This window comes from Mesorhizobium sp. M7A.F.Ca.AU.001.01.1.1 (assembly GCF_004022735.1).
In the GTDB taxonomy this organism is placed as follows: domain Bacteria; phylum Pseudomonadota; class Alphaproteobacteria; order Rhizobiales; family Rhizobiaceae; genus Mesorhizobium; species Mesorhizobium ciceri.
In genome coordinates this window covers 1-12,080 of record NZ_RZPF01000108.1, presented here as the reverse complement: position 1 = coordinate 12,080, position 12,080 = coordinate 1, and the positions used below count along the sequence as shown (strand labels likewise).

The 12,080-nt window shown below is 62.9% G+C and carries 10 protein-coding genes and 1 pseudogene; 4 read left to right on the top strand and 7 right to left on the bottom strand.

The window, feature by feature from the left end; all coding sequences use genetic code 11:
* Window positions 1-2,579 (top strand): methionine synthase (metH, locus tag EN884_RS09440; RefSeq protein WP_128360535.1); only part of this gene is annotated, 2,579 nt, incomplete at its 5' end.
* A gap of 85 nt (window positions 2,580-2,664) precedes the next feature.
* On the opposite strand, the gene EN884_RS09435 is transcribed toward metH, so the two are convergent.
* Window positions 2,665-3,069, bottom strand: a complete 405-nt coding sequence (locus EN884_RS09435; RefSeq protein ID WP_013530216.1) for a VOC family protein — start codon at window positions 3,067-3,069, stop codon at window positions 2,665-2,667.
* 102 nt (window positions 3,070-3,171) lie between these two features.
* Here EN884_RS09435 and EN884_RS09430 point away from each other — a divergent pair, with 102 nt between their 5' ends.
* Entirely contained in the window at window positions 3,172-3,804 is a 633-nt protein-coding gene (locus EN884_RS09430) for a TetR/AcrR family transcriptional regulator (protein WP_024504795.1), read from the top strand.
* A gap of 164 nt (window positions 3,805-3,968) precedes the next feature.
* The gene (locus EN884_RS09425; RefSeq protein ID WP_063170053.1) at window positions 3,969-5,363 is read left to right on the top strand and encodes a multicopper oxidase family protein; all 1,395 of its coding nucleotides are present in this window, start codon (window positions 3,969-3,971) and stop codon (window positions 5,361-5,363) included.
* Between the two features lie 33 nt (window positions 5,364-5,396).
* Here the strand turns inward: EN884_RS09425 and EN884_RS09420 are convergent, their stop codons facing one another.
* From EN884_RS09420 to EN884_RS09410, 3 genes are all read right to left on the bottom strand, one after another.
* Entirely contained in the window at window positions 5,397-5,684 is a 288-nt protein-coding gene (locus EN884_RS09420; protein ID WP_023809203.1) for a PTS sugar transporter subunit IIB, read from the bottom strand.
* A gap of 19 nt (window positions 5,685-5,703) precedes the next feature.
* Complete coding sequence (locus tag EN884_RS09415; RefSeq protein ID WP_063170054.1) at window positions 5,704-6,165, bottom strand: PTS sugar transporter subunit IIA; 462 nt, start codon at window positions 6,163-6,165, stop codon at window positions 5,704-5,706.
* 119 nt (window positions 6,166-6,284) lie between these two features.
* Window positions 6,285-7,691: a PTS sugar transporter subunit IIC gene (locus EN884_RS09410; RefSeq protein ID WP_013530221.1), complete on the bottom strand. Its 1,407-nt coding sequence runs from the start codon at window positions 7,689-7,691 to the stop codon at window positions 6,285-6,287.
* A gap of 339 nt (window positions 7,692-8,030) precedes the next feature.
* On the opposite strand from EN884_RS09410, the gene EN884_RS09405 reads away from it, so the two are divergent.
* Window positions 8,031-9,347, top strand: coding sequence for an NAD(P)H-dependent oxidoreductase (locus EN884_RS09405; protein WP_063170055.1), 1,317 nt, complete (start codon window positions 8,031-8,033; stop codon window positions 9,345-9,347).
* Window positions 9,348-9,351: 4 nt separating this feature from the next.
* On the opposite strand, the gene proC is transcribed toward EN884_RS09405, so the two are convergent.
* From proC to EN884_RS09390, 3 genes and pseudogenes are all read right to left on the bottom strand, one after another.
* The gene (gene proC / locus EN884_RS09400; RefSeq protein WP_063170056.1) at window positions 9,352-10,167 is read right to left on the bottom strand and encodes a pyrroline-5-carboxylate reductase; all 816 of its coding nucleotides are present in this window, start codon (window positions 10,165-10,167) and stop codon (window positions 9,352-9,354) included.
* A gap of 60 nt (window positions 10,168-10,227) precedes the next feature.
* On the bottom strand, window positions 10,228-11,562 hold the full coding sequence (locus EN884_RS09395) for an O-antigen ligase (RefSeq protein WP_063170057.1): 1,335 nt from the start codon (window positions 11,560-11,562) through the stop codon (window positions 10,228-10,230).
* A pseudogene (locus EN884_RS09390) lies at window positions 11,531-12,080 on the bottom strand (glycosyltransferase family 2 protein); the annotation flags it as partial. The pseudogene EN884_RS09390 and the gene EN884_RS09395, both read right to left, overlap by 32 nt.

The window sequence follows — 12,080 nt, the reverse complement described above, 5'->3', positions numbered from 1 at the left end:
CCAACGGCGCGCAGATCATCGACATCAACATGGACGAGGGTCTGATCGATTCGAAGAAGGCCATGGTCGAATACCTCAACCTGATCGCCGCCGAGCCGGACATCGCCCGCGTTCCTGTCATGGTCGACAGTTCGAAATGGGAGATCATCGAAGCCGGCTTGAAATGCGTGCAGGGCAAGCCGCTGGTCAACTCCATCTCGATGAAGGAGGGCGAAGAAGCCTTCCTGCATCATGCCAGGCTGGTCCGCGCCTATGGCGCCGCCGTCGTCGTCATGGCCTTCGACGAGGATGGCCAGGCCGACACCAAGGCGCGCAAGGTCGAGATCTGCACCCGCGCCTACAAGCTCCTCACCGAGCAGGCCGGCTTCCCGCCCGAGGACATCGTCTTCGATCCCAACGTGTTCGCCATCGCCACCGGCATCGAGGAGCACGACAATTACGGCGTCGACTTCATCGAGGCGGCCGGCGAGATCACCGCCACGCTGCCGCATGTCCACATTTCTGGCGGCGTGTCGAACCTGTCTTTCTCGTTCCGTGGCAACGAGCCGGTGCGCGAGGCCATGCATGCCGTATTCCTTTACCATGCCATCCAGCGCGGCATGGACATGGGCATCGTCAATGCCGGCCAGCTCGCCGTCTACGATACGATCGAGCCTGATCTGCGCGAGGCCTGCGAGGATGTCGTGCTCAACCGCGCGCCCAAGGCCGGCGGCACCGCCACCGAACGCATGCTGGAGATCGCCGAACGCTTCAAGGGCACGGCCGGCAAGGAAGCGCAGGAGCGCGATCTCGTCTGGCGCGAATGGACTGTCGAACAGCGGATCAGCCATGCGCTGGTCAACGGCATCACCGAATTCATCGACGCCGACACCGAGGAAGCACGGCTTGCCGCCGAGCGGCCGCTGCATGTCATCGAAGGCCCGCTGATGGCCGGCATGAACGTCGTCGGTGATCTGTTCGGCGCGGGAAAGATGTTCCTGCCGCAAGTGGTGAAGTCGGCGCGGGTAATGAAGCAGGCGGTGGCTGGACTGCTGCCGCACATGGAAGCCGAGAAGCTGGCAAACGCCGCCAACGGCATCGACAATGGCGAACGCAAAACGGCCGGAAAAATCCTGATGGCGACGGTCAAGGGCGATGTCCATGACATCGGCAAGAACATCGTCGGCGTGGTTCTCGCCTGCAACAATTACGAGATCATCGATCTCGGCGTCATGGTGCCGGCGGCCAGGATCCTGCAGACGGCGCGCGAGCAAAATGTCGATATCATCGGCCTGTCCGGCCTGATTACGCCGTCGCTGGACGAGATGGCGCACATGGCCGCCGAGATGGAGCGTGAAGGCTTCGACATTCCGCTGCTGATCGGCGGCGCGACGACCAGCCGCGTGCACACGGCGGTGAAGATCCACCCGCGCTACAGCAAGGGGCAGACGGTCTATGTCACCGACGCCAGCCGCGCGGTCGGCGTGGTCTCATCCTTGCTGTCCAACGAGAGCAAGCGCGGCTTTGTCGATACGGTGCGCGCCGAATACAAGAAGGTCGCCGATGCGCATGCCCGCTCGGAAGCCGACAAGCAGCGTTTGCCGCTGGCCAAGGCGAGGGCCAATGCGCATCGGATAGACTGGTCCGAATATGAGCCGCCGAAGCCGTCCTTCACAGGCGTGAAGGTGTTCGAGAACTGGGACCTGACCGAGCTCGCGCGCTACATCGATTGGACGCCGTTCTTCCAGACCTGGGAGCTGAAGGGCCGCTATCCCAAAATACTCGAAGACGAGGCGCAAGGTGCCGCCGCACGCCAGCTGTTCGAGGATGCGCAGGCGATGCTGAACAAGATCATCGCCGAGAAATGGTTCGCGCCGCGCGGCGTCATCGGCTTCTGGCCGGCCAACACCGTCGGCGACGACATCAGGCTGTTTACGGACGAGAAGCGGTCGCAGGAACTGGCGACGTTCTTCACCTTGCGCCAGCAACTGACCAAGCGCGACGGCAAGGCCAATGTTGCCCTGTCGGATTTCGTCGCGCCGGCGGAGTGCGGCAAGGCCGATTACATCGGCGGCTTCATCGTCACCGCCGGCATCGAGGAGGTGGCGATCGCCGAACGCTTCGAACGCGCCAACGACGACTATTCCTCGATCATGGTCAAGGCGCTGGCCGACCGCTTCGCCGAAGCCTTTGCCGAGCGCATGCATGAGAAGGTGCGCAAGGAATTCTGGGGCTACGTGCCAGACGAATCGTTGGCGCCGGACGAGCTGATCGGCGAACCCTATCGCGGCATCCGACCGGCGCCCGGCTATCCGGCTCAGCCCGACCATACGGAGAAGGCGACTTTGTTCCGGCTGCTCGACGGCGAAGGCAATGCCGGCGTGAGACTGACCGAAAGCTATGCGATGTGGCCGGGTTCATCCGTCTCGGGGATCTATCTGGCGCATCCCGAAAGCTATTATTTCGGCGTCGCCAAGATCGAGCGCGACCAGGTCGAGGATTATGCGCGCCGCAAGGCGATGCCGTTGGTCGAGGCCGAGCGCTGGCTTGGCCCCATCCTCAACTACGTGCCGGCACACTATGCCGAGGCGGCTGAATAGCCGATGCCGGCGCGCCTGACGGGAGCGACAGGCGAATGCCGGTCGCTTCTCCATTGTCATCCTGGCCCGCTTCGATTCCTGTGGGCTATTGCATGGCCGACGGGTTCATCCACAGCAGCTCCCAGACGTTGCCGTCCGGATCTTCGATGTGGCGGTTGAACATGAAACCAAGATCCTGCGCCGGGTTGGGATCGGCGCGACCGCCTGCCGCCACGCCCTTCTCGATTACGACATTGACCTCGTCCTTGCTGTCGACGGTGAGTGCGATCAACATCTGGCTGTCCCGCTTGGGGTCGCCGATCGGGCGCGCTGTGAACTGGCTGTAATGCTGGTGCGTCAGCAACATGACCCCGATCGAGTCTGAGAACATGATCGAGCTGGACTGGTCGCTCGAGAACTGCGGGTTCAGCGTGCCCCCGATCGCGAGATAGAACTTGGTCGCCGCCTGCAGATCGCGTACCGGTAGATTGAGGAAGATCATTTTGGTCATCGGTCTAAGCCTTGCTGCCGTTGATGGGTACTAGCCAGTCTAGTACTGTAACTATGGCTACCATGCGGGAACGGTACCGTCTAGTACTGGTTGAGAGGCGCTATGAAAATTGATGGTGAGACCAGGTCGGCTCGCAAGGATCGTGAAATCATTGAAGCGGCTACGGCCGCCTTCATCGCCAAGGGCTATGATGGAACCAGCATGGAAGAGATCGCCACCAAAGCAGGCGCATCCAAGCAGACTGTCTACAAGCATTTCACGGACAAGGAGACGCTTTTCGGCGAAGTCGTCGAGTCCACCGCCAGCCAGACCAACGATGTCGTCGAGTCGGTGACGATGCTGCTTTCCGAGGCGAAATTCATGGAGGGTGGGCTACAGCAGCTTGCCCGACGCATGACAACGACGCTGATGGACGAAGAGCTGCTGAAGCTGCGGCGTCTGATTATCGCCAACGCGGATCGGATGCCGCAGCTTGGCCGGAGCTGGTATGAAAAAGGTTTTGAACGCATGCTTGCCTCGGTGGCATCATGCTTTCAAAAGCTTACCAGTCGAGGCCTGTTGCAGACCAGCGATCCCCGTCTGGCGGCCAGCCATCTCTTCGGAATGCTTCTCTGGATCCCAATGAACGAAGCCATGTTCACCGGAAGCAACCCGCGTTCGAAGGCGGATCTCGAGCGGCACGCCGATGCTTCGGTCGAAGCATTCCTTGCCGCCTATGGGGCGCGGCCGAAATAGTCGCGCGCCGCTCCGCCAGCGACGCTTATTGTGGTCGATTGTCCGTCCACGCCAGCATCTTTTGCTTAAGGCCGGTGGCGGAGTCGGTTTAGGCACAGGGTGCTCGCTTACGATCCAAGGCTGCGATAAACCCAGGGCAGCCGTCTTTGCAGCTGGAGCGTCAAATGACCGTACTCACCCGACGCCGGCTTTTGAAAACGGCAGCGATTGCCGGCGCAGGCGGGGTCGGGCTTTCGGCCATGGGCCGGCTTGGTGGCTGGGCCGCTGCCATGCCTGAGCCGGTGGTTTTGCAGACGGCAAAGATCCAGGCGAAGCTGATGGATATCGGCCAGACCAGGGATGTGCTGACCTATGGCAACGCCGGAATGCCGCCCGTGCTCAGAATGAAAAAAGGCCAGCCCTTCGCTGCACGCCTTGTCAACGCGATCGACGATCCGACGACGATCCACTGGCACGGTATTCGCGTTCCAAACAAGATGGACGGCGTGCCGTTCCTGGTCCAGCCCTACGTCTACACCGGCGATCATTTCGACTACGCCTTCACGCCGCCCGATGCCGGCACCTTCTGGTACCACCCGCATTGCAACACGCTGGAGCAGATGGGCCATGGCCTGACGGGCGTGATCGTGGTCGAAAACCCAAGCGATCCGAAATTCGACGCCGAAATCGTCCTCAACTTGCGTGACTGGCGCCTCGGCGACGACGGTCAGTTCATCGACCAGTTCCGGCCGCGCGATGCCGCAAGAACCGGCACTTACGGCACGGTGCGCACCGCAAACTGGCTCGACCAGCCGCAATATGACACGCCGGCCGGAGGGCTGGTGCGGCTCAGGGTCGCCATCACCGACGTGACGCGCATCTACGCTTTTCGCGTCGACGGTGCGCAGGCGAGTGTCATGGCGCTCGACGGCAATCCGGTGCCTGAGCGTTTTTCGCCCGATGCCTTGCTGCTTGGACCCGGCCAGCGCATGGAGCTGGCCATACGCATGCCCGACGAGGAAGGCGCGATCGTCAGCTTGAGGGACGTCAGAGGCACCAAGCCAAAAATCCTGGCAACCCTGCGCGCGACAGGAAACTCCCTCAAACGGGACATTCGCGATGTTGCTCCACTGGAGCTCAATCCGGTGGCGGAAGTGGATCTCGCCAGTGCCAGGCATATTTCCCTGGCGCTCAGCGCCACGGCGGAAAATGTCCCGAGCGATGGCATCTGCGGCTCGCTGGGCTACAGTTTCTGGGCCATCAACAAAGTGCCGTGGCCCGGCGACACCAAGGATCCGACCGCGCCTCTGGCCGAACTGAAGCTTGGCCAAAGCTACGTCATCGACATGGAGAACCTGACGCCGCAATCCCATCCCATGCATCTGCACGGCATGAGCTTCAAGGTGCTGTCGTCCTCGACGCGCCAGGTTCAGCCCGTGATTTCCGACACCTATCTCATCCAGCCCAACGAGAAGGTTCAGCTCGGTTTCGTCGCCGATAATCCCGGCGACTGGCTGCTGCACTGCCACATCATCGAGCACCAGAAATCGGGAATGACGAGCTACGTCAGGGTGGTGTGAAGCCGCGTCAGCCTGCGCGTGGCGTCTGGACCGTCACTTGCGCAATTGAGCCTCGATCTCGTCGAGCACTTTGTCCTTGCCGATGCCGGTGAGGAAGGCGAGGCCCTTGATGACCGGCTTGGTCACCGAAGCGGAGATCGGGGTGGTTGCGACGATGAAGTCGACATTGTCGGCCAGTCCGGGCACTTCGGTGGCCTTTGCCTGCTGGGCATTGAAGGTGAGGCCGCGTTTCTTCATTTCCTCGGTGACGGCGACGTTGACCGCGGTCGAGGTGGCGATGCCCGTGCCGCAGGCGAAGAGAATGGTTTTCTGTCTGGACATCTCTGCTTCTCCTTGGTTATCAGCCGAGTACGGCTCGCACGTCTTCGAGGGTTCTGGCCGACCTCAAATCATCCAAGGCTTGCGGGTTCTGGATGGTGGCCATGACGGCCTGCAGCGCCTCAATCTGCTTGTCCTTGTCGTTGATGGCAAGCAGGAAAACGAAGCCGACCGGCAGCATCTCGTCGGGATCCTCCATGTTGGCGAAGGTCACTGGTTGCTTCAATGTGCCCATCGCGATGCCAGGCTTCAGCACATGCTCCGGATCGGTGTGCGGCACCGCGACATTGTCGGAGCGTTCCAGCGGCAGTCCTGTCGGGATGGTCAATTCGCGGCGCACGACCGCGTCGGCATAGGAGCTTTTGACATAGCCAAGTGTCTCCAGCCGGCCCGCCAGGATGCGGATGATCTCCTCATTGGTCGAGGCATCGGATCCGAGCACGATCGCGTCGGGATCCAGAAGCTGCATGAGGCCGTCGGACATTCTTTGCTCCGTCGATGAAATCGTGCGCCCCGAGGAGGGCGCACGATCGGGCTCCGTCGATGAAATCGGGCGCCCCGAGGAGGGCGCACGATCGGTTTGAAGGGTGGACCCTATCAGGTTCAGGCCGTCTCTTCGGCCGGCTCGTCCTCGGCGCCCGCGGCCCGCTCCCAGCCGAGCGGATTGCGGCGGTAGAGGACAAACAATGCCGCGATGACCACCGCGATCACGATGATGCCGACAAGTCCAAGCCCCTGGATCGCCTCGATGACCACGTAAGGCACCCACAGGAAGCCGTCGACCACCGAGGTGATCTGCAGCGCATCCGCCGGCAGCTTGAAGCCCGATGCGACGGCAGCACTTGTGAACAGCGGCGCCAGCGCGTTGGCGACGTAGAAGCCGATGGCCAGCGTCACCGTGCCGATCACCACCATGCGGAACACGTTGCCTTTGACCAGCGGCGCGGTCATGGCGACGATGAAGGGAATGACCGCAAGGTCGGCGAACAGGATGACGCGGTTGCCCGGCAGGATGATGGACAGGATGATCGCGATCGGCACCAGGATCAGCGACGACGAGATCGCGGCCGGATGGCCGATCAGGATCGCGGAATCGAGGCCAACAAGAAGCTCGCGATCGCCCGTGCGCTTGCGCACGAATGCCTGGGCTGCGTCGGAAACCGGCAGCAGGCCTTCCATCAGGATCTTGACCATGCGCGGCAGCAGCAGCATCACCGCGGCCAGCGTCATGCCGGTGCCCAGAACCTTGGCCAGCACCACGCTGAGATCACCCGCATTGTAGAAGGCGATCGCACCAAGCACGAGGCCGATGATGAGGCCCATCACGACAGGTTCGCCGAACACGCCGAACCTGCGCTCGATCGTATCGGTGTTGATGTTGATGCGGTTGATCCCGGGAATGCGGTCCATGATCCAGTTGAGCACAATGGCGATCGGCAGGATCTGCGCCGAGGCGAGATGCGGCACGGAGATGCCGGGCACGCCGTAGAACTGCTGCACCGCGCGCGCCGACCAGTCGGCGAACAACAGCGAGAGTGCTGCGACAAGTGCTGCGACCGCGATGCCATAGGCCAGGTTGTCGGTTGCGGCGACCACCAGCGAGCCGACAAAGGCGAAGTGCCAGAAGTTCCAGACGTCGACATTGAGCGTGCGCGTCATGCGTGTCAGCAACAGCACGATGTTGACGAGAATGCCGACCGGAATGACCCAAAGGCCGACCGATGAGCCGAAGGCGATCGCGGCCGCGGAGGGCCAGCCGACATCGATGATGTCGCGATGGATGCCGGTGTTGGTGACGATGGCCTTGGCGACGTCGCCAATCGACGTGAACATGAGGCCAAGCACCAGATTGATGCCGATGAAGGCGACGCCGATGGTGACGGCGGCGCGAAAAGCCTTGCTGACCTTGGCGCCCAGAACCACGGCGATGACGAAAATGACAATTGGCAGCAGGATCGTCGGGCCAAGCGTATCGATGGCCCCTTTTAGGCCCGCGAGAACAGTATCCATTTTTCCTCCCCTGGAGCCGCGAGCCTTCGCTCGACGCCTCGCAATGATGCTCCATCCAGCCTTTGACGCCGTGGCGCAAAGACACTCCCCAATTTGCCCAGAGGCGAATGCTTCCCGACTGTCGCGTCGGTGAACATTTGCCTTTGTTGACAAACGAATGTTTTATTGGGGTTGTCCGCTGCAATGTCAATTGGTTGGGCTTCGGCGAATCGAGCCCCGGCGGACGTGCCTTCCGAGACGATTTCGTGGGAAATTGCCGGTCGCGACCGGGTTTCGTTGGCAAATAGAACCCATTCCCTGCTATCCGACCCCAAATCACGAAGCTGTGGACATTCCTGCATGACCAACGTCGCCCTGACCGGGCTTGCCCGTGATCTCGCCAAGCGTGCCGCCGAGAACCGCCCGGTGCGCATCGGTGTCATCGGTTCGGGCGAAATGGGCACCGATCTGGTCACGCAGGGCATGCTGATGCCGGGCATTTCGGTCTGCGCCGTCTCGACGCGCCGCCCGCACACCGCGCGCGACGCTATCCGTATCGCCTATGGCGACGAAGCCATGGCGGTCGAAGCCGACACCGCCTCGAAAGTCACCGCGGCAATCGAGGCGGGAAAAATCGCCGTCACATCCAACGAGATGCTGGTCACCAATCCGCTGATCGACGTCGTCATCGACGCCACCGGCAAGCCGGGCGTCGCCGCCGATTTCGACCTCATGGCGATGGAGCACGGCAAGCATCTGGTGATGATGAACGTCGAGGCCGACGTCACCATCGGCTGCTATCTCAAGCAGCAGGCCGACCGGCTTGGCGTCGTCTATTCGGTGGGTGCGGGCGACGAGCCGTCGAGCTGCATGGAACTGATCGAGTTTGCGTCGGCGCTCGGGCTGACCATCGTGTCGGCCGGCAAGGGCAAGAACAACCCGCTCAACCACGATGCCGTACCGGACGATTATCGCGCCGAAGCGATCCGCCGCAACATGAACCCGCGCATGCTGGTCGAGTTCGTCGACGGCTCCAAGACCATGGTCGAGATGTGCGCCATCGCCAACGCCACCGGGCTGGTGCCGGACGTCCCCGGCATGCACGGCCCCAGGGCCGATCGCGACGACCTCGCCAAGGTGCTCATCCCGCGCGAGGATGGCGGTCTGCTCACGAAGAAAGGCGTCGTCGACTACACGGTCGGCAAGGGCGTCGCGCCCGGCGTCTTCGTCATCGTCGAGGCGACGCATCCGCGCATCATCGAGCGCATGGACGATCTGCATATCGGGCACGGCCCCTATTACAGCCTGTTCCGGCCTTATCATCTGACGTCGCTGGAAGTGCCGCTGACCGCAGCCCGCATCGTGCTTTTCGGCAAGCCCGACATGGTGCCGTTGCCGCGGCCCGTGGCCGAAGTCTGCGCCGTTGCCAAGCGCGACCTAGTCGCCGGCGAGACCTTCGATGCGATCGGCGAGACTTGTTACCGCTCCTGGACGATGACCGTCGGCGAAGCCCGCGCCCAGCGCGCCGTGCCGGTCGGCCTGCTCGAGGGCGGCAAGGTGCTGAAACCGGTCACGAAAGGCGAATTGCTGACGGCGGATAATGCGTCGCCCGACCAGACGACGAGGCTGTTCGCCTTGCGCCGGCTGCAGGATGAGATGCTGTACGGGACAAACTGAGGATTTATCTCCCCAGTTCGACCGACCGCAGCCGCGCAGCCTCCACCGCTTGCGTCAGCAGATTGGTCAGCCGGTCCTCGCCCATCAGAACGGCCAGCGCCGCGGCCGTCGTGCCGTTGGGGCTGGTGACCTGCTGGCGCAGCACGCCCGGTTCCTCGCCGCTTTCGGCGGCGAGCGAGGCGGCGCCATAGACGGTCTGCATGGCGAGCAGCTTGGCGGTCGCCGTCGGCAGACCGGCCTTCTCGGCGGCAACCGTCAGCGCTTCGATGAAATGGAAGATATAGGCCGGCCCCGATCCGGACACGGCGGTCACCGCATCCATCAGGCCCTCATCGTCGATGGTGGCCACTTCGCCGCTCGCCGACAAAAGGTCGGCGACGAAACGCTTGGTGTCATCGGACACGAGCTTGTTGGAGAACACCACCATCATGCCCTTGCCGATCGCCGCGGGCGTGTTGGGCATGCAGCGCACGATCGGCGCGCGGTTGCCGAGGATTTCCTCGAGGGTGGCGGCAGGCGTGCCGGCGGCGATGCTGACGAAGGTGGTGCGGCCGTCGCCGAAGCGCTTGTAGGCGGCCGTGACGTCGCGGATCACCTGCGGCTTCACCGCGATGACCACGAGATCGGGCAGGGCATCGGCCGGTATGCTACCGGCATCGGCTGATGTCGCGCAGCCCAGCGTTGCCGCGCGATTGCGCAGATCGGCATTGGGCTCGACCACGAAAACCGCCGACGGCGCGAGCTTGCCGGATTTCAGCCAGCCCGAGAGCATGGCGTAGCCCATATTGCCGCAGCCGGCGAGAACAAGCCTGATCGTCATCGAAAGCCCTCCAGAGGAAGGCCTTCACATAGACGATGGCGCTTCCCTGGGGAAGCCCCATCAGGATCGCGAGCCGCGATCGGGATCGCGCACCGCGATTGGCCGCAGCGACACTTGCCTGAGGCCGAGCACGCCGAGCACGAAGAACAGCCAGACCGGGTCGCCGCGATGGAAGAAGAAGCTTTCGAGGAAAGCGTTAAGCGCCGTGAACAGCACCACCATCATGAAGAAGTCGCCGAGAAAGATGTTTTCCCTGCGCAACGGAATGCGCATGTAGTCGCGCAGCGGCGCGATGAGGAAGGTGTAGACCGCCACGCATAGTGCCGGAATGCCCATCAGCACGGCGATGTCGAGATAGCCGTCATGGCCGTGCACGATGGTCCTGATGTCCCAGGGCCGGTCGAATGGCTGGTCTTGGTTGAGCAAGAGCGGCGTGCCCCAGAAGCTCTCATAGCCGTAGCCGGTCCATGGCTTCTTCGCCAGCATGCTGCCGGCGAACTCCCACAGCGTCGTGCGGCCGGTATAGGTCATGCCGGGGAAATAGATCGCCGCCAGATGTTTCACAGGCGGCAGGAAGACGATGCCCAGCGTGCCGACAGCCGTGGCGATGATGGCCAGCGCAAACAGGATCGGCGTGCCGAGCCGCATGCCTATCAGGCTCGGGAACATGACGATCAGGATCGAGAACGGCACCAGGCCGGCTGTCGTCTTGGAGCCGGTGTGCAGCATGAAGATCATCGCCGCGAGGAAGATCCCGGCGCCCCAGTAGCGCTGCCCGCGCCGGTAGAGATAGAGGCCTGCGAAGCTGAGGCAGGCCATGACCGGCCCGGCAATGTTCTTGTGGGTGAACACGCCGCGCCACAGGCCGGCATGTTCGGGCTCCTGCGAGTCGGCTGTGTGCATCGCCTCGTGCGGAAAGACGATGAGGCCGAGATAGGAAAGGCCCATGACCACGACGGCGGTGAAGATGATCACCTTCGAGAAGGCCTCGGCGTCGCGCGGCAGCACCAGGATCGTCGCCATCGTCAGGATGCCGATCAGCGTGAAGGAGGCGGCGCGCATGGCCGAAGGCGGATCGGTCGACAGGATCACCGAGAGGAAAAAGAAGCCCAGCATCAACACCCAGGATGGGCTCAGCAGCGAGCGCACCACGCGCGGATCGGCAAAGGCCATCAGCGAGAAGATCGACATGGCGCCGAGCGAACCGAAGCCAAGCTGGTTGACGATGTCGCCGCCTTGACCGGTGAGTTCGGCGCCGCCCGGCTGGAACGGCCGGAACGACACCATGATGACGGTGAACAGCAGCGCGGCAATGGCGGTGGCCACGCCTTCGCGCGTGAACGCGTCGCCGAGCGGCGCGCGCTCAGTTTTTCTCAGGCTGGCGGTATTGCTCATTGGCATATCCGAATTCGGCCAGCACGCGGCCCAGCGCCACATGGACGGGGTAGATGGCGATCGCCGGCGATCGGGTCCGCGCCAGCCGGATCAGGCCGCGAAACGGCGAGGCGGCAAGCAGTGCCAGGCTCTTCAGCAACACTTTGGCGCCGGCCATTGGCGTGCCGGCGCGCTTCTTCTTTTCGACCAGTGTCGAGATGACGCCGTTGCGCAGGCTGCGGGCGCGGATCCAGTCGGCTTCGATACGCCGCGCCGGAACGGTTTCCAGCACCTTGGCCTCGGCGCACCAGCCCAGCACAAAGCCCTTTTGCACCGACCGGCTGAGAAAGTCGGAATCGCCGCCGCCCATGAAATTGAATCTGAGATCGAGAAAGGGCGGACCCATGGCGATCAGCACGTTGCGCCCGACCAGAAGATTGCCCGACGAATAGAGCGCCGGCACGCGTCCGGTTTCCCGGTAAGGCGGCGCGAACACCGGATGCTCTGCCCATCGCGCATGGGCGGGGTCGGCAAACACG

What these genes read in the sequence shown, in the direction of transcription:
- EN884_RS09415 (WP_063170054.1), bottom strand. Translation starts at nt 6,165, where the DNA reads ATGTCCGACGGCCTCATGCAGCTTCTGGATCCCGACGCGATCGTGCTC.
- EN884_RS09395 (WP_063170057.1), bottom strand. Translation starts at nt 11,562, where the DNA reads ATGAGCAATACCGCCAGCCTGAGAAAAACTGAGCGCGCGCCGCTCGGC.
- EN884_RS09425 (WP_063170053.1), top strand. Translation starts at nt 3,969, where the DNA reads ATGACCGTACTCACCCGACGCCGGCTTTTGAAAACGGCAGCGATTGCC.
- EN884_RS09435 (WP_013530216.1), bottom strand. Translation starts at nt 3,069, where the DNA reads ATGACCAAAATGATCTTCCTCAATCTACCGGTACGCGATCTGCAGGCG.
- EN884_RS09420 (WP_023809203.1), bottom strand. Translation starts at nt 5,684, where the DNA reads ATGTCCAGACAGAAAACCATTCTCTTCGCCTGCGGCACGGGCATCGCC.
- EN884_RS09430 (WP_024504795.1), top strand. Translation starts at nt 3,172, where the DNA reads ATGAAAATTGATGGTGAGACCAGGTCGGCTCGCAAGGATCGTGAAATC.
- EN884_RS09405 (WP_063170055.1), top strand. Translation starts at nt 8,031, where the DNA reads ATGACCAACGTCGCCCTGACCGGGCTTGCCCGTGATCTCGCCAAGCGT.
- EN884_RS09410 (WP_013530221.1), bottom strand. Translation starts at nt 7,691, where the DNA reads ATGGATACTGTTCTCGCGGGCCTAAAAGGGGCCATCGATACGCTTGGC.
- proC (WP_063170056.1), bottom strand. Translation starts at nt 10,167, where the DNA reads ATGACGATCAGGCTTGTTCTCGCCGGCTGCGGCAATATGGGCTACGCC.